The following is a 17,227-nucleotide window of genomic DNA, read 5'->3' as shown; positions in this document are numbered from 1 at the left end:
AGAGGTCGGCAGTCCCACATCCGGGGGGCCCGGGTCGGCTCAGCTCGGGCCGAAGACCCCCGCGATCTTGTGCAGGGTGGGCGACTGCTGCACCGCGGTCATCAGCGAGGCACCGACCCGGACCCCCTGGCCCCGGACCAGGCGCTGGCGCTGGTACGCCTTCGGCCCGTCGTGGATCCCGCGATTGTTCAGTTCGTGGGCCAGGGTGACCGCGTCGACCAGCGATTCGCAGGCGCCGCGGGCCACGTTCGGGGTCATCCCGTGCGCGGCGTCCCCGATGAGCACCGCCCGACCGCGGACCAGGGAGGTGGTGAGCGGGGCGGTGAAGACGCGATGGACGACCGCCTGCTCCGGATCGGTCGCCGCCAGCACCCGCTGGACCGCGCGGGGGTAGTCCCGATGGGTGAATCGGATCTCCTCCAGCGCCTCGGCGGGCAGACCGGGATTCTGTCGGACGGTGGCGTACCAGTTGGTGGAGTCGCCCATGTTCGGGCTCATCCCGAACAGCATTCCCTCGCCCCACCATTCGGTGAGCCGGCCGACCATCGGCGGGATCGCGGCGGTGCCCCGGACCACCCAGGTGTCCAGGCCGTGCGCGTTGGTGCCCCAGTGCCACTTCCGGACCCGGCTGTGGACGCCGTCGGCGCCGATCACCAGGTCGCCGGGCAGGTCGCCGATGTCGACGATCCGCAGATGCTCGACCTTGACGGTCTCGGGCAGGCGGTCGGTCAGGGCCTGGGCCAGGGCGGGTCGGGTGAGCAGTTTGATGTTGGTCCGCAGGGCGAGCAGCGGGCGCCCGTCGGCGGTGGAGATGACGACCTTCTTGCACGGGACGGCCGCGTTCAGCAGGTCGTGCAGGCCGAGGTACGCCAGCGCCTTCTGCGCGATCGGCCACATGCCCATCGCGGATTCGACGGTCGGCAGCTTCTCGCGCTGTTCGAAGATGGTGACCCGCCACAGTTCGGGGTCCAGCGCCGCCGCCAGAGCCAACCCTGCGACGCCGCCCCCGACGATCGTGATCTCGTGCGTTTTGGGCATGGGCTCCTCCAGGGCTTCGGTCAGCGGGCCAGGCGTCCCAGCAGCAGCGCTTCGGCCCGGCACGCGCGCGCGAAGTCGCCCAGATGCAGGGATTCGTCGATGCCGTGCATCCGCGAATCGGGGTCCACCACGGCGGTCAGAAGAACGGTAGCCGCCGGGAAGCGGTCCGCGAAATCCTGGGCCAGCGGGATCGAGCCGCCGAGCCCCATTTCGACCGGCTCCACTCCCCAGGCCTCGGCCCAGACCTGGCGGGCGGTACCGGCGTACGGGCCGGTGAGCGGGGTGACGAAGGGGTTGCCGTAGTCGCCCAGGGTGACCGTGACCCGAGCGCCCCAGGGGGCGTGCGCCCGCAGGTGATCGGCGACCAGTTGCATCGCCTCGGGGGCGCTCTGCCCGGGGGCGATCCGCAGGCTCATCTTGGCCCGCGCGGACGGGATGAGGGTGTTGGAGGCCTTGGCGACCGAGGTGGTGTCGATGCCGATGATGCTCAGTGAAGGCTTCATCCACATCCGATCGGTCAGCGAGCCGTCGCCGATCAGCTCGACCCCGTCCAGTACGCCGATCTCCTCGCGGACGCGTTCCTCGGAGTAGTCGAGCTCGGGCCCGGCGGAACTGGTCAGCCCCGCGACCGCGACCCGGCCCCGGTCGTCGTGCAGGGTGGCCAGCAGGCGGACCAGGGTCATCAGCGCGTCGGGGGCAACCCCGCCGTACTGGCCGGAGTGCACCGCGTGGTCGAGGGTGGCGACCTCGACGGTGATGTCGCCCATGCCGCGCAGGCTGGTGGTGAAGGCGGGCGTACCCACCTGCCAGTTGCCGGAATCGCAGATCAGGAAGACGTCACAGGCGAGCTTGTCGCCGTGCTTGTCGAGAATCTGGTCGAGGGTCGGGGAGCCGATCTCCTCCTCCCCCTCGATGAAGACCGTGACGCCGATCGGGGGTTTGCCGGCCCAGGCGCGCAGCGCGGCCAGGTGGACACCGATGCCGCCCTTGTCGTCGGCGGCACCGCGGGCGAACAGGCGTTCCCCGCGCTGGGTCGGATCGAACGGGGCGCTGGTCCAGGACTCCTCGAGTCCGGTGGGCTGGACGTCGTGGTGGGAGTAGAGCGTGATCGTCGGCTGGCCCGCCGGGGCCGGGAAGCGGCCGAGCACGGCCGGCTTGCCGCCACCTTCGCTGATGATCTCCACCTCCGGGCAGCCGACCTCGCGCAGTTGCCGGGCGACGAACTCCGCGCTGGCCCGCACATCGGCGACATGGTCGGGATCGGAACTGATCGACGGGATCCGGATCAGCTCGGCCAGGGTCTCGCGGACCCCCGGGAGTTCCCGCTCGACGGCGGCAAAGATTTCAGCGGAGTCGGCCATACGAGAAACCCTAGCGCCGCAAGTCCTTGCATTGTCGGACAGCCGGTTCCCTTGCCCGATCGCTAGAGTCGGTGCAAGGATGCTGCAGCGGGGGGTTATACCGCGCTAAGCCATGAAGTTGGGGGACTCGCATGGTGGTCAGTCGCGGTGGTTGCGTGATCGGAGCACTCGTGCTGTCCCTGGGACTCGGGGCGTGCACCACGCCCTTCGATGTGCTCCGCTCACGCACCGATGCCGGCCGGGCGGTCCCGTCGCAGGCTGCCGGCGAGCACCCCGCCGGGCCCGCTTCGATCGCCCCGGTCACACCGGCGGACCGACCGACCGCCCCGGCCGCCGAGCCGAGTACGCCGGCCCCGCGCCAGGATGTCGAGCTGGAACCGCAGGCACCGGCACCGTCCGGGCCGCCCGGGCCCACGACGCAGCCGCCGGCGACGGGCGGCCGGGCCACCGGCGGTGGGAGTGCTGGGGGTGGCGCTGGCGGCAACGCTGCCGGGGGCAGTGGCACGGCCGCGGCGGGCGAGTGTGGGCAGGCGCAGTTGTCCCTGTGGGTGGTCGCCGACCCGGCGGCCAGTGGCGCCGACTTCGATGCGTACCTGTTGTGGCTGCAGAACCTCGGCTCGGCGGCGTGCACGATGAAGGGCTTCCCGGGGGTCGATTTCGTCGCCGCCGACGGTCGCCAGATCGGGGCCGACGGGGCCCGGGATCGGACCTATCAGGGCAACCAGATCACCCTGAGTCCGGGTGAGCGGGCCGCCAGTGAGATCCGGATCAAGCGAACCTCGGCGGTGTCGGGATGCCAGGCGGTGCCGGCGTACGGGATCCAGGTGATTCCGCCGAATACCCGGTGGCTGACCGCGTACGCCCTGCCCGGGCTGCAGGCCTGCGCGAACGCCGCGGACAAGCAGTTGAGCGTTCGCTCGGTTCGCTTCGTGGGCTGAGGGCGTCCGCGCGCCTCAGGTGGCCCCTGGCCGCCTCGCGCGGTGCCAGCGACGGGTCGAGCGCTTCCGCGACAGGTCCGTCCCATCGAGAGGCTTCCCGCGATGGATCGCTCGGGCGGGCACCTTCCCGCGATGGATCGCTCGGGCGGGGACCTTCCTGCGATGGATCGCTCGGGCCGGCCCCTTCCCGCGATGGATAACTCGGGCCGGCACCCTCCCGCGATGCGATCCCCGACCCCGCGATTCACCAATGCTCCCGCGACTGCTGCAGCAGCAGCGGGAAGCAAGTCGACCCGCGCGATGAACAAGTCCGTCGCGGCAACGGCCCTGGGCGAAGTATCCATCGCGGGAAGCTGCGAGGCCGCCCCGCCGGTCGCGGCCCACTCCCCCGGCGCCCTCCCGGACCTCCCCGGCCTCGCGTCCCCAGACCTCCCCGGCCTCGCGTCCCCAGACCTCCCCCGGCGCCCTTCCCAGACCTCTCCGGCGTCGCGTCAGCCCCCAGTCCGGCCCCCACGCGCCGGTCTACTCGAGAAAGTGGGCCGATTCTGCCGCCAGACCACCGAAAACCCCCGATTTCGGCCCGATCAAGCCGTCTGGTGGCAGGATTCGCCCACTCGACGGCTGCGCCAGGGGCAGGCTTCGCCCGCGGCGGCAGACAGGTGATCGACAACGGCGGGACGAGATAGCAGAGCAAAGGCCCAGTACAGGAAGCCGCCCGGCGCCAGATCGGTCGCGCGATGGCCGTTGCCCTCCCGGACACCCTCGGCGCAGACCTGGGCAGCCCCCAGGTGCCGGTCTACTCGAGAAAGTGGGCCGATCCTGCCGCCAGACCACAGAAGACCCCCGATTTCGGCCCGATCAAGCCGTCTGGTGGCAGGATCCGCCCACTCGAGGCCGACTCCCCGCCTCTGCGCGGCGGGGTCAGCCGATGGCCCGGCGGGGCACGGCCTCCGGTGCGCGTGCCGAAACGATCCCGGCTGCCCGGCGCGGCTTCACCACGGGGATCCCGGCCATCTCAACGCTGATCTCGCGCGCCAGCTCAAGCGCCGCCTTCTCCAACTGCCGGGCCCGCTCCCGAGTCACTCCCAGCCGAGCCCCGATTACTTCCAGAGTCTCGGGTTCAGAAGTGAGCACTCCGTAGCGAGCTCGCAACACAAATGCCCCGCGGGGGTCCTCGAATTCCACCCAGTCCATGACCTCCGTATACCGCTGCTGGAGAGCCAGCCGGTCGACCACAGCCTCGACAGTCGACTCCGGCGCATCAGCGCTCAGCTCGGTCAGCATCGAGTCGTCGAAGTCTTGGATATCCTCGACACTCACTATTGCCTGGGAGAATCGCGCCAGCTGTTCAAGCGTCGGCCGATCGACGTCAAGCTCTGCGATTCCGTGAGGGTGCGCCTTCAGTAGCTGGCGCCAGGTCAACTGCGCCGATTTTCGGGCGCGATCGACCTTGCGCATCAGGTCACCGACGTGAACCGGAAGCCGAATGGCACGTCCCGTGTCCGCCATCCCACGAGCGATCGCCTGCTTGATCCACCAGGTCGCATATGTCGAGAATTTGCCTCCCAGGGTGTAATCGAACTTGTCAACCGCATGCATCAGCCCGATATTGCCGTCCTGAACCAGATCCAGGAACTCGACACCACGTCCGGCGTATCGCTTGGCGAGCTTGACCACCAGCCGCAGGTTGGCCGAAATGATTCTTTCCTTGGCTGCCGCACCCAATCTCACGAGGTTCTTCAACTCCGCCGAGGGGAAGTGCTCATCGCCCAAATGCAGCAGATACTCGGCGTAGAGGCCAGCCTCGATGGTCTTGGCCAATTCCTGCTCCTGGGCCGAGGTCAGCAGCGGCATTCTGCCGGCCTCCTGCAGATAGAGCTTCGTGAGGTCAGGCAAAGTCGCCGTGGTCAGGATCGGCTCAAGCTCCCCTTCCTCCGTGATCTCCTGACCGCAATCGGTGGCTCCGCCCGGAGCATCGCGGGCTTCCGACGAGCCTGCGACGACCGAGGTGGGGCTGTCGCCACCTCGCGAATCATGCGTTTCGTCCGACGCAGGATTGGAGGGCTGATCCCTTCCAGCGGCCTGCGCGGGCAGGGTACCGAGGTGTCCGGCCAATGTCGTGCCGGCGCCAGGATCCGCGTGTTCGCCCAAGAAGGCCAGAAGGTCATCCAATTCCGGCCGGGCCAGATCGAAGCGTCGAACTTCTTGGGCATAGGGAAGGCACAGGTCGTAGAAGTCGGGCACGTAAGCACCTGCGAAAGGATCCTCAACAGTTTTGGCGGCGTACAGCACCACGAAGCGAGCAACCTTTCCCGGGCGTTTGCGAAGCACACGGCCGAGCCGCTGTACCAGTTGGCGGCGACTCCGGTTGGAGGCGAGGATGATGCCGAGATCTGCCTCAGGCACATCGACCCCCTCATCGAGGATCCGTGGCGCTGTCAGTGCGCTCACCGTCCGATCCCGGAAGAAGTCGATCCGTTCTTCCCGCTCATCTTGGTCCAGGCCAGCATGGACCGCAGCAGCTGTGTACCCCATCTGTTGCAGCATCTCTGCGGAACGCTCACTGGACTCCTGAGTCTGGGTGAAAACGATCGTGCCCGCAGAGGCCCTGACCGCAGGCGCCAAAGCGGCCAGGGCGAACTGCTTCACTCGCGTCTCGGCCAGGAGCTTCTTACGTCGCGCGAAGCGCGCCAAGTATCTTCGAGCCAACCCCCCGCCGCTGGAGGCGGTGCGGTCATCCGCCATCGTGCTCACGGCCTGTAGAAACTCGCCAATGGGGTCGAGCGGGATTCCATATCGGACGACCAGCGTGTCCCGGTCCTTTCGCAGGCCCTCGGAGAGTTCGTCGTATTGGGCCCGCTCTTCCGGGGTGAGCGGCACGCTCACGTGGGCGAATCGAAAAGGTGCGATGAGCTCCCCGGCCAACGCCTCGCCGTAGCCGACCTCATAGACGGTGGACCCGAAATAGGAAGCGAGGACCTTGTCCCCGGAATCCCCGCGTTCCAACGTGGCCGTCAGGCCGAGCCGCCACTCATAGTGGGGGCGCAGTGCCCTTGAAAACTGCTCTGCACCGTAGCGATGGCATTCATCCGCGACCAGAAGCCCTTGTTCGCCGCGCTTCAGTACGGGTCGATTCATCGCCGCCTGGACCGTCGTAACGCAGACTTGCCATTGGGCATCCGGTCGGATTCCAGCCACAGCCTTGACCCTCGGAAGTAGTTCCCGAAGAGTGCTGAGCCATTGTTCCACCAAGACACGTGAGGGCACGATGACCACACTGCGCCGCCCGGCCGCGAGTGCCTCGGCAATGGCCCCGACGCCGACGCGCGTCTTCCCGGCCCCGGTGACCGCTTGGACCACACCGCGCCGATCAGCGGCCCGCCAAGCCTCGAGTGCGGCCTGCTGCCACGGATAGAGATCGACCGAGTGCCGCCGACTCAGCGGAGAGGCGCCGACCGGACCAGCCCCACTTCCCGACGCGTCCCCCGCGCTCGAGGTCATCGACAGCCTCCCTCGTCCTCGACACTGAGAAGACGCTATCGGTGGGTGGTGACAATTTGCTCGGTGCGCCAGAGAAGGCCGACGCGGAGGCGCCGATCCAAGAACCACAATCCTGTCCCGCCACTTTCAATCTATGCCACAGATGGGGGCTTGTGGCAAGACCCGGGTCCGGGCGCACAATCGGCGCCGTGAGTACTTCCTCCGCCACCACCGAACCCCGCTCCGGATCCGCCTTCGCCCTGCCCGAGGCTCTGTCCGCCAAGGCCACCGCGACCCTGATCGCCGCCGACGAGCAGTTCTTCGCCCGCGTCGCGGCCACGCTGGACACGACTGTCACCGACCTCACCCAGCGCCTCGCCACCGCCCGGCGCGCACCGGGGACCGGCGGGACCGCGGCCCTGGAGCGAGATCAGGAGGTGCACCGGCTGACCTCCCAGCTCCGGCTGATGAGCCGCTACGGCCTCGACCTGTGCCTGGGCCGAATGGTCGGCACCGACGGGTCGATCACCTATGTGGGCCGGCTGGGCCTGCGCGACGGCGACGACCCGCTGCTGGTGGACTGGCGCGCGCCGGCCGCCGAGCCCTTCTTCGCCGCGACCCACGCGCAGCCCCTGGGCCTGCGCAGTCGGCGCCGGTATCGCTGGTCCCACGACCGGGTGGTCGACTACTGGGACGAGGTCTTCGACCCCGACGCTCTGGTCGACGGCGCCCCGCTGGACGACCAGTCCGCCTTCATCGCCAGTCTCGGCGGGGCCCGCACGCCGCGGATGCGCGATGTGCTGGCCACGATCCAGTCCGACCAGGACGCCATCATCCGGGCCGACTCCCGCGGCGCCCTGGTGGTCGACGGCGGCCCGGGCACCGGGAAGACCGTCGTGGCGCTGCACCGCACCGCGTTCCAGTTGTACGCCGACCCGCGCCTGGGACACCGACACGGCGGCGTCCTGTTCCTGGGCCCGTCACCCCAATATCTCGACTACGTCTCCGACGTACTGCCCAGCCTCGGCGAGGAGGGCGTGCTGACCGCCACCCTGCGCGACCTGGTCCCCGAGGGCGCCACGGCCTCCCGCGAGCCCGATCCGCAGGTGCGCTCACTCAAGGCGCAGGCGCCGCTGGTCCACGCGATCGAGGCCGCGGTCGCCCACTACGAGCGGCCGCCGCGGGCCGCCGTCGACGTGGACACCGACTGGGGCGAGGTCCGCTTCACCCCCAGCGACTGGGCCGACGCGTTCGGCGCGGTCGAATCGGGCACTCCGCACAACGAGGCCCACCCCGAGATCTGGGAAGTCCTCGGCGAGATCGCCGCCGATCAGCTCGGCGAGGATCTGCTCGATGAATGGGGCGAACCCGAGGTCGAGCCGGCGGAGGTGGTCGCCGCGCTGCAGGAGGACGAGGAACTGGTCGCCGCCCTGGCCGAGGCCTGGCCGATGCTGCAGCCGACCGATCTGGTCGCCGAGTGGTGGTCGAAGCCGGCGTCTCTGCAGCGGTGCGCGCCGTGGCTCACCCCCGGCGAGGTCGCCACGCTGCAACGCGCCGAGGCGTACGCCTGGACCGACGCGGACCTGCCGCTGCTGGACGCCGCCCGACGCCGGGTGGGCGACCCGACCGCCGGCCGTCGGGCGCGGGAACGGGCCCGGGCGCTGGCCGACAACCGACGCGAGATGGACCTGCTGATCGACCAACTCATCGCCAGCGACGCCACCGAGATGCAGGTGATGTCGATGCTGCGCGGGGAGGACCTGCGCGGCGCCCTGGACGACCCGGATGTGGTCGCCGAGGCCGAACCCGATCGGCTGCTCGGCCCGTTCGCCCATGTGGTCGTCGACGAGGCCCAGGAACTGACCGACGCGCAGTGGCAGATGGTGCTGGCCCGCTGTCCCTCCCGCAGCCTGACCATCGTCGGGGACCGGGCCCAGGCGCGGCACGGGTTCACCGAGTCCTGGACCGAACGGCTTGAACGGATCGGCCTGGACCACATCACCGTGTCGACGCTGTCGGTGAACTACCGCACCCCGGCCGCGATCATGGCCGCCGCCGAGCCGGTGATCCGGGCCGCGCTGCCGGACGCGAACGTGCCCACCTCGATCCGCGAGACCGGCGAGCCGGTGCAGTACGCCGCCCGCGCCGACCGGGACCGGCTGCTGGCGGACTGGGCCACCGACCATCCCGCCGGGATCGCCTGCGTCATCGGCGACCCGACCTACCCCGGCGCCGACCGGATCTCCTCCCTCACCCCCGAACAGGCCAAGGGCCTGGAGTTCGACCTGGTCGTCCTGGTCGATCCGCCCGCCGTCGGCGATCGGATCGAGAGCGCCTTCGGGGACGGAATCGAGGGCGCGGTCGACCGGTACGTGGCGATGACCCGGGCCACCGGCCGGCTGGCGATCCTGACCTGAGCCGACTCGTACGCCCGACACAGCGATCGCACAGCAACCGCACAGCCCCACCCGGGACGGTAGTTGCAGTCCCGAACACCCGATCAGAGGAGAGCATCATGACTGACCCGAATCGCCCTACCTTCGAGGGCCGCATCCTGCCGAATCCGACCGAGCCGCCGCAGGATCAGGGCCTGCAGTTCGATCTGGGGACGCTGCGGACCCGGCGCGGCCTGCTCGGCCTGTTCGGCGCCGGGGCCGCCGCCCTCGCGATCAGTGCCTGTACGCCCGGCGGCAGCACCGGCACCACGCCGAGCGCCGCGACCACCCCCAGCGCAGCCGCCACCACCGCCGGCGCTGCCGCCACCACCGCGGCAGCGGCCGCCGCCGACCTGACCGAGATCCCCGAGGAGACCGCCGGCCCCTATCCCGGCGACGGCTCCAACGGCGCCGATGTGCTGGAGCAGTCCGGCGTGGTCCGCAGCGACATCCGGTCCAGCTTCGGCACCTCCACGACCACCGCCGAGGGCATCCCGCTGACCATCAAGCTGACCGTCCTGGATCTGGCCAGCGGTGGCGCGCCCTTCGCCGGCGTCGCGGTCTACGTCTGGCACTGCGACCGGGCGGGCAACTACTCGATGTACTCCGCGGCGGTCAAGAACGAGAACTACCTGCGCGGCGTCCAGGTCACCGATGCCGCCGGGGTGGTGGAGTTCACCAGCATCTTCCCCGCCTGCTACTCCGGCCGCTGGCCGCACATCCACTTCGAGGTCTACCCGGATCAGTCCAAGATCACCGACGCCGCGAACAAGATCGCGACCTCCCAGCTCGCCTTGCCGCAGAACGTGTGCGACACGGTCTACGCCACCAGCGGCTACGAGCAGTCGGTGACCAACCTGGCCCGGATCACCCTGTCCAGCGACAACGTCTTCGGAGACGATTCCGCCGCTCACCAGCTGGCCACGATGAGCGGCGACGTCAGCTCCGGGTACACCGCCGCGCTCACCGTCCCGGTCGATACCCGGACCACCCCGAGCGCCGGCAGCGCCCCCGGTGGCAACGGCGGCGGTCCCGGCGGCCGCTGACCCCAGCGCCGCCGCCGGCTCGAGCAGCGGACTATTTGAGCAGCCGGGACATCCGCCGGTCGGCCAACGGCTTCCCGCCGGTCTGGCAGGTCGGGCAGTACTGCAGCGAGGAGTCGGCGAACGACACCTCCGCGACGGTGTCGCCGCAGACCGGGCACGGCTCGCCGGTACGCCCGTGCACCCGCATCCCGGACTTCTTCTCCGCCTTCAGATCCTGGGCGGCCAGCCCGGAACTGCGCGCCACCGCATCGCCGAGTTCGGCGCGCAGGGCGGCGTACAGGCGATCGGTCTCCTCCTCGGTGAGCCGGTCGGCGCCCTTGAACGGGGACAGTTTCGCGGCGTGCAGGATCTCATCGGAGTAGGCGTTCCCGATCCCGGCGAGGATCTTCTGGTCCCGCAGCACCCCCTTGAGCTGCGCCCGACCGGCCTGCTTCAGGATCGCGGCGAAGGCGGTGCGGTCGAAGTCCTCGGCCAGCGGATCCGGCCCGAGCGTGGCGATCCCGGGCACCTCGGCGGGATCGTGCACCACGTACACCGCGAGCTTGCGCTGGGTCCCGGCCTCGGTGAGATCGAACCCGGACCCGTCGTCCAGGACCACCCGCAGCGCCAGCGGATTCTTGCTCGGCCGCGGCGGCTTCACCGGCATCTCCTCGCGCCAGCGCAGCCAGCCGGCCCGGGCCAGATGGGTGATCAGGTGCAGCCCACCGACGGTCAGATCGAGGAACTTGCCGTGCCGGTCGATCTGCTCGACCTCCAGTCCGTGCAGCGCGTCCAGCGGCGGGGCGTACGTCTTGAGCGCGGAGAACGCGGTCAGGTAGGTCTGTGCGACCACCCGGCCGCGGGCACGCTCGATGAGGAAGGTACGCAGGGACTCCACCTCGGGCATCTCGGGCATGGTTCATCCTCTCCCGGGCAGGTCCCAGCAGGGCGGCGGCACGGTCAGGGCCTCCTCGAGCAGATCGAGATAGTCGGCCCGGGTCACCTCGATCACCCCGAGGCTGGCCAGGTGGTCGGTCTGCCACTGCACGTCGAGCAGCCGCCCCTCGGGCCCGGACGCGCGCAGCAACTCCACCAGCGTGACCAGGGCGACCTTGGAGGCGTCGCGGCCGAGTTCGGGATGGTGGAACATCGATTCCCCGGCGAACAGACCGCCGACCGAGATCCCGTACAGCCCGCCGACCAGCACGTCATCGGCGTTCCAGACCTCGACCGAGTGGGCGTACCCGGCCTCGTGCAGCGCGGTGTAGACCTCGGTGACCTCGGTGTCGATCCACCGGCCCTCCCGGTGCGGATCGGCACAGCCCTGCACCACACCGCGGAAATCCTGGTCCACGCTGACCCGGTACCGCTTGATCATCTTGCGCAGCGACCGGGTCACCCGCAGGCCGTCCAGCGGAAGAATGCCGCGCTCCATCGGGGAGAACCAGCCGACGAAACCGTATTCGTCCAGCGGCATCGGGAACAGCCCCAGCCGGTACGCCTCCAGCACGGCCGGCGGATCCATCTGTTCGCTGCCGAACACCAGATCCTGATCCGGCCAGGTGTCGGGGTCGGTGGGGTTGATCACGAGGCAATTCTGACCCCGGCCGTCAAGCCCCACCGGGTAACCGGGGAATCAGGGTCGGCTCCGGGGAGATACTGGTCGCCGTCTTCGCCGCACTGCGTAGGCTGGAGGGGCCGCCGCGCGAAGGAGATTGCAGATGGCCAACAACGTGAACAAGATGATCGCCGACTCGCTGGTCCCGGTCGCCCATCTGGCTCCCAACGCCTCCTCCCGCGCGCTGCGGACGATCCTGCAGGTGGCGATCGAGGGGTGGAAGCAGTTGCCCGGCGCCCGCGTGGCGGCCGCCCAGGCGATGCAGAAGCACGGCGCGGCCGAGCCGGCTATCGACTCGATGGTCAAGCAGCACGTCGGCCTGGCCGGCGCCCAGGGCTTCGTCACCAACATCGGCGGCCTGATCACGATGATCGTCGGGGTCCCGGCCAACCTCGCCGGGGTCACGATCCTGCAGGCCCGGCTGGTCGCCAGCATCGCGCATCTGCGCGGTTACGACCTGAACGACCAGCGGGTGCGTACCGCGATCGCCATGTGCATGGTCGGGGACGACCTGGCCGAGGCGCTGGAGGAGCAGGGCCTGCCGTCCAGCCCGTTGGTGATTGCGACCGCGCCGGTCTATGACCCGATGCTGGATCAGAAGATCTCCGACCGGGTGGCTGCCGAACTGGTCGCCCGGATGACCGGCAAGGGTGTCGCGGTCGCGATGAGCAAGCGGATCCCGGTGCTCGGGGGCGGGATCGGCGCCGCGGTCGACTCCTACGACACGCATCGGGTGAGCCGGTACGCCCGCAAGAACCTGCCGAGCCGGCGTACCGCCTGAATCCGGCCCGGATTCCCGGGCTCGGGTGCCGGCCCGGTTCGCCCGGTTGCGCTCCCGCGGCCGCGGCGCTGGTTGAATGGGCGCCATGAGCACGCTGACCTTCGCCAACGTCGTGGACGACTCGATCCTGGTGTACGTCGAGGACCAGGCCGCGTACGCACGCTGGCTGGACGAACAGACCGGCGGGGGCGTCGGCGAGCACAAGATCGATTTCGCCCGGCGCCAGATCACCTACGAACCGAAGCTGCACAAGCGCAACGAGGTCGTCGCGGTCGCCCATGTGGCCGGCTGGGTCACCCACGATCCGGCGCGGCTGACCTGGGCCTGGTCCGATCCCAACTTCGCCGATCAGCCGATCACCAAGCTCGTCGAACGGGTCCGCGCGTTCGGGCAGGCCCGGGAACTGTCCGAGCTGACCACCCCGGTGATCGATCTGGAGGAGTCCCAGGTCACCCGGACGGTGCTGCGGATGGCCGCGGTGTGTTGCCGAATCACCGCCTTCGCGGTCGGCCAGGTGGTGTCCTCGGGTGGCACCGACCTGGTCCTGCTGGTCGATCCGGCCGGTTTCACCCCGCCCCGGGCAAGTGTTCACACCTTCGCCGAGGCGGTGCGGGCGCCGATCGAGCAGGACCTGGTGCATGACCATCGCCGCGCGGTGCAGGGCTACGTCCAGGCCCGTCAGCTCAAGTACGGCTGGGACCAGGGCTTCCACACCATGCGGGTCGGCTGCCCCGACGGGGACATGACCGTCCGGTTCAACGACCAGGGCCTGCTCGACGCGGTCGGCCAGGGCTGAGGCCGGCTCGCTCGACGCCGGCGGACTCAGCCCTGGATCAGGCCGATCGCATTCCCGTCGCCGTCGACCAGGGCGGCGGTGATGGCGCCCCCGCCGACATCCTTGGTGTCCTGGGTGAGGGTGGCACCGGCCGCGACCAGTTCGGCGACCGCGGCGGCGACGTCGGGAACGGTCCAGAACGGCACCGACCCCTTCAGCCCCTGCGCGTGGCCGTTCGGGTTGAGGGCGATCTCCAGACCGTTGATGTTGTAGCCGACGTAGTACGGGGTGTCGGTGTGCGGCTCGGCCCCGAGCAGGGTGCCGAACAGCTTCTTCGCGGCGTCGAGGTCGGAGACCGGGTAGATGATGCTGCCGAGAGTGGACATGATGTGTTCTCCTTCGGGGAATCCCGATTCGGCGGAATTCCTTGGGTGGTGTCACAAGCCGGTGGTGCGGCCCGTCAATCAAGTGACGGATCGGCTGCACCGAGTGTGACAGCACCACCACCGGATCAGCGGAGGAAACGATGAGCACCGAGGACTTCGAGGCCGAACGGCCTCGCCTGACCGCACTGGCGACCCGGATGCTCGGGTCGGACGCCGAGGCCGAGGACGTGGTCCAGGAGGCGTGGCTGCGGTATCAGCGCCATCGCGGGGAGACCGGGGCCGCGGAGATCGAGAATCTTCCCGGCTGGCTGACCACGGTCACCTCCCGGCTGTGTCTGGATCACCTGCGCAGCCGGGCCGGCCGGGAGGAGTTGGCCGACCGGGTCGCCGAGGTGCCGCCGGTGCCCACGCCGGGGCCGGAGGAGAGCACCGAGTTGGCCGATTCGGTCGGGGCGGCCCTGGTGGTCGTGCTGGAGACGCTGACCCCCGACGAGCGGGTCGCGTTCGTCCTGCACGACCTGTTCGGGCTGCCCTTCGACCGGATCGCGGAGGTGCTCGACCGGTCGGTTCCCTCGGCCCGTCAGCTGGCCAGTCGGGCGCGGCGACGCGTACGCGGGGGCGAACCCGAAGCCGTCGGGACCGGGCCCGATCGGCGGCGGCGCCGGGAAATTGTCGAGGCGTTCCTGGCCGCGGCCAAGGGCGACGATTTCGCCACCCTGCTCGCCCTGCTGCATCCGGACGCGGTCGTCCGGGCCGATGCGGCCGGCCGCGAGATGGGCGCCTTCGAGGCGACCGGTGCCGATCCGATCGCCCAGTTCTTTGCCGGCGGGGCGCAGGCGGCCCGGCTGGTCACCGTGGACCGGGAGGCGGCCGTGGTCTGGTCCCACCTGGGCCGGATCATGGTGGTGTTCTCCTTCACCATCGAGGCCGACCGGATCACCGGGATCGACCTGATCGCCGACCGGGCCGCGATCGAGGCGATGCAGGTCGGCCGGATCCGCGACTTCGACGCCGGATGACGCCGGGCCTCAATACCGGTGCCAGCTGACCCGAACCTGCGGGTGATCGCCGGCCGGCCTCTGCTCGCTCAGAAAGATCCGCCAACGACCCCGGCTGAGCTGGGTACCCGGCGGCTCGCCCCACGGCTCGGCGTGCCAGCCCGCCCGCTCCAACTCCGCGGCCGCCGCCGGGATCTCCGCGGGATCGGCGGCGTACGTGCGGTTGATCTCGGGATAGTAGCCCCACAGACCCCAGGTGTTGCCCGCCTCCTTGGATTCCTCCAGCAGCCAGTCCGCCGGCAGCTGGGTCCGATCGGCAACCGCCCGGATCCGGCCGTGCGAGGGGGGCGCATCCCACCACCAGGCAACCGACAGGGACAGACTCACCGCGAGCACCCCGACCAACAGGGCGATCCGCAACCGTCCCCGCAGCATCCCGGCGACGATCGCGGCCGGCACGATCCAGCAGCCGATCCCCAAGAACGCCCACCCGGCTGCGGAGAACGACAGGTCGGTGAACAACCCGAGCACACACACCAGGAACGCCCAGGCCAGGCTCCCCAGCACCAGACCGATCACCGTGAGGATCTTTCGCATGCCGCGAGCCTAGGAAGGCGATGGGTCGGGTCCCCGGGCCGGCCGCGTCACCTTTTCGTCCGACAGGCACGTCGCCGCCGGTGCGGCGTACCCCGTCAACTGGCCGGGGTCACCTCCACCGCGACCGGCGTGGGCCGCTTGCCCTCCGGCGGGTGATGCCCGTGGTGACCGCGCACCCGGGTGACCACCCAGGGCGCCAGGTGCCGGATCGCCCAACTGAGGTGACTGCCCGGCCCGCGGGCGGGGTTGTCGGTGGGCTCGTGCGCATCGCCGGCGCCGTCACCGAGCGGATCGGCCCACTCCGGTCCCACGCCGGGCACGCCCACCAGCCAGGCCAGCGCCGCCCCGGTCCGCAGGTGCCCGACGGCGTTGATGTGCAGCCGGTCCGCCCAGATCCGGGGGTCCGCGGCCATCGGGATGTGCGCGAAATCGAGCAACAGGACGCCGTGCTCGGCGGCCAGCTCGCGGGTGATCCGGTTCAGGGTCAACACCCGATCCCGGACCACCCGACTGGCGGGGCTCCACGCCGAGGTGTCGGGGGTGGTGAAGGTGAGCACCGTCGCTCCGATTCCGCGGGCCCCGGCGAACATCTCCGCCAATGCCGTCGCCACCGTGTCGAAGTCCGGGCGCGGCGCGATCACGTCGTTGACCCCGGCGACGACGGTCATCAGGTCCGGGTGCATCGCCAGCGCCCGGTCGAGTTGGGTGGCGCGGACCTGTTCGGCGCGGTAGCCGGCCACGGCGAGGTTGGCGTACTCCAGCGGCTCGGTCTGGGCCATCGCCAGCCGGGCGGCGAACCGGTCGGCCCAGCCGATCCAGGACCCGTTCCCATCGGGGTCGACCAGGCCCTCGGAGGTGGAGTCGCCGATCGCGACGTAGCGCCGCCAGGTCCGCGGCGCCAGCGGGGTGGAGGCGTACGCCGGGTCGAGGCGGGTCACCAGTCCGCCTCCGGAATGTCGGCCCGGGCCGCGGTCAGCAGGTCGGCGAACGGTTCGGCCAGGCCGGGATTGCAGGCCCAGGCGAAGGCCTCCAGCGGGGGCGTACCCGCTCCCCCGGGCCCGCCCAGGATCGCGCCCGCCTCACGGGCGACCAATACCCCGGCGGCGTGGTCCCAGGGCTTCAGACCCACTTCGTAGTACGCATCGACCCGTCCGGTCGCGACCGCGCACAGATCCAGGCTGGCCGCTCCCATCCGGCGGATGTCGCGGACCCGCGGCAGGACCGCGGTGAGCATCCGGGCCTGGGCGGCGCGCCGCTTGGCGGCGTACCCGAAACCGGTGGCGACCAGGGCCCGGCCGAGGTCGTGCTTGGGTTCCAGTTCCAGCCGGTGCTCCCCCAGGTACGCCCCCTCCCCGCGCACCGCGGCGTACACCTCGCCGGGGCCGGGGTTGGCGACCGCCCCGGCCAGCGCGGTCCAGGTGGCGGGGTCGGGGTCGCCCTCGACCGCGGCGATGGAGACCGCCCACTGCGGGATGGCGTACAGGTAGTTCACGGTGCCGTCGATCGGGTCGACGATCCAGGTGATTCCGGAGGTGCCGGTGACGCTGTTGCCCTCCTCCCCGAGGATCCCGTCCCGGGGCCGCAGTCGGGCGAGTTCGTCCCGGATCCAGGTTTCGGTCTGCTGGTCGGCGAGGGTGACCACATCGGTCTGGCTGGACTTCACTCCGGCCACCTCGACCCCGGCCACTCGCAGCCGGGCCGCCTGCTCAGCAGCGGCCGCGGCGACGGTTTCGGCGATGATGCGCAGCTCATTCACGGGCCCTACTTAACCACGCGTTGCAGCCGTGCGAAGGGG

General features: G+C 70.3%; 15 protein-coding genes. 6 read left to right on the top strand and 9 right to left on the bottom strand.

The genetic code is table 11. The features are described 5' to 3' along the window. Nucleotides 1-39 precede the first annotated feature (39 nt). Both G531_RS22425 and G531_RS0112890 read right to left on the bottom strand, forming a co-directional pair. Nucleotides 40-1,038 carry an FAD-dependent monooxygenase gene (locus tag G531_RS22425; RefSeq protein ID WP_051215454.1) on the bottom strand — a complete coding sequence of 333 codons (999 nt, stop codon included), beginning with the start codon at nt 1,036-1,038 and terminating at the stop codon, nt 40-42. Nucleotides 1,039-1,058: 20 nt separating this feature from the next. Then, nucleotides 1,059-2,399, bottom strand: a complete 1,341-nt coding sequence (locus G531_RS0112890; protein ID WP_051215453.1) for a dipeptidase — start codon at nt 2,397-2,399, stop codon at nt 1,059-1,061. A 155-nt stretch (nt 2,400-2,554) separates the two neighbouring features. On the opposite strand from G531_RS0112890, the gene G531_RS24710 reads away from it, so the two are divergent. Next, nucleotides 2,555-3,337, top strand: coding sequence for a DUF4232 domain-containing protein (locus G531_RS24710; protein WP_145978615.1), 783 nt, complete (start codon nt 2,555-2,557; stop codon nt 3,335-3,337). A gap of 921 nt (nt 3,338-4,258) precedes the next feature. On the opposite strand, the gene G531_RS24705 is transcribed toward G531_RS24710, so the two are convergent. Further along, complete coding sequence (locus G531_RS24705; protein WP_081684099.1) at nt 4,259-6,838, bottom strand: sigma-70 family RNA polymerase sigma factor; 2,580 nt, start codon at nt 6,836-6,838, stop codon at nt 4,259-4,261. A gap of 188 nt (nt 6,839-7,026) precedes the next feature. Here G531_RS24705 and helR point away from each other — a divergent pair, with 188 nt between their 5' ends. Continuing rightward, nucleotides 7,027-9,234, top strand: coding sequence for an RNA polymerase recycling motor ATPase HelR (helR, locus tag G531_RS0112870; protein ID WP_051215451.1), 2,208 nt, complete (start codon nt 7,027-7,029; stop codon nt 9,232-9,234). Between the two features lie 98 nt (nt 9,235-9,332). Continuing rightward, nucleotides 9,333-10,298, top strand: coding sequence for an intradiol ring-cleavage dioxygenase (locus G531_RS0112865; RefSeq protein ID WP_026927571.1), 966 nt, complete (start codon nt 9,333-9,335; stop codon nt 10,296-10,298). Nucleotides 10,299-10,329: 31 nt separating this feature from the next. Here the strand turns inward: G531_RS0112865 and G531_RS0112860 are convergent, their stop codons facing one another. Then, on the bottom strand, nt 10,330-11,193 hold the full coding sequence (locus G531_RS0112860; RefSeq protein WP_026927570.1) for an Fpg/Nei family DNA glycosylase: 864 nt from the start codon (nt 11,191-11,193) through the stop codon (nt 10,330-10,332). A gap of 3 nt (nt 11,194-11,196) precedes the next feature. Continuing rightward, the gene (aat, locus tag G531_RS22405) at nt 11,197-11,802 is read right to left on the bottom strand and encodes a leucyl/phenylalanyl-tRNA--protein transferase (RefSeq protein WP_081684106.1); all 606 of its coding nucleotides are present in this window, start codon (nt 11,800-11,802) and stop codon (nt 11,197-11,199) included. Between the two features lie 196 nt (nt 11,803-11,998). Between aat and G531_RS0112850 the strand changes: the two genes are divergently transcribed. Beyond that, a complete protein-coding gene (locus G531_RS0112850) occupies nt 11,999-12,676 on the top strand; it encodes an EcsC family protein (RefSeq protein ID WP_245630443.1) in 678 nt (225 codons plus the stop codon). Nucleotides 12,677-12,761: 85 nt separating this feature from the next. Continuing rightward, complete coding sequence (locus tag G531_RS0112845) at nt 12,762-13,472, top strand: DUF6882 domain-containing protein (protein ID WP_026927568.1); 711 nt, start codon at nt 12,762-12,764, stop codon at nt 13,470-13,472. Between the two features lie 26 nt (nt 13,473-13,498). On the opposite strand, the gene G531_RS0112840 is transcribed toward G531_RS0112845, so the two are convergent. Next, nucleotides 13,499-13,837: a VOC family protein gene (locus G531_RS0112840; protein ID WP_211221848.1), complete on the bottom strand. Its 339-nt coding sequence runs from the start codon at nt 13,835-13,837 to the stop codon at nt 13,499-13,501. 140 nt (nt 13,838-13,977) lie between these two features. Here G531_RS0112840 and G531_RS0112835 point away from each other — a divergent pair, with 140 nt between their 5' ends. Then, nucleotides 13,978-14,856 (top strand): sigma-70 family RNA polymerase sigma factor, encoded by an 879-nt coding sequence (locus tag G531_RS0112835; RefSeq protein WP_026927566.1) that lies wholly within the window; start codon nt 13,978-13,980, stop codon nt 14,854-14,856. A gap of 9 nt (nt 14,857-14,865) precedes the next feature. Here G531_RS0112835 and G531_RS0112830 read toward each other — a convergent pair whose 3' ends face one another. The 3 genes from G531_RS0112830 to G531_RS22400 form a co-directional block, all read right to left on the bottom strand. Beyond that, entirely contained in the window at nt 14,866-15,432 is a 567-nt protein-coding gene (locus tag G531_RS0112830; protein WP_026927565.1) for a hypothetical protein, read from the bottom strand. Between the two features lie 95 nt (nt 15,433-15,527). Beyond that, complete coding sequence (locus G531_RS0112825) at nt 15,528-16,370, bottom strand: SGNH/GDSL hydrolase family protein (protein WP_051215450.1); 843 nt, start codon at nt 16,368-16,370, stop codon at nt 15,528-15,530. Continuing rightward, nucleotides 16,367-17,188 carry an inositol monophosphatase family protein gene (locus G531_RS22400; RefSeq protein ID WP_035758827.1) on the bottom strand — a complete coding sequence of 274 codons (822 nt, stop codon included), beginning with the start codon at nt 17,186-17,188 and terminating at the stop codon, nt 16,367-16,369. Before G531_RS22400 ends, G531_RS0112825 begins: the two co-directional genes overlap by 4 nt. Nucleotides 17,189-17,227: the final 39 nt, after the last annotated feature.

The organism is Granulicoccus phenolivorans DSM 17626 = NBRC 107789 = JCM 15570 (assembly GCF_000423085.1).
GTDB lineage: Bacteria > Actinomycetota > Actinomycetes > Propionibacteriales > Propionibacteriaceae > Granulicoccus > Granulicoccus phenolivorans.
The sequence above is the reverse complement of the archived record's forward strand: the minus strand, read 5'-3'. Positions and strand labels throughout refer to the sequence as shown.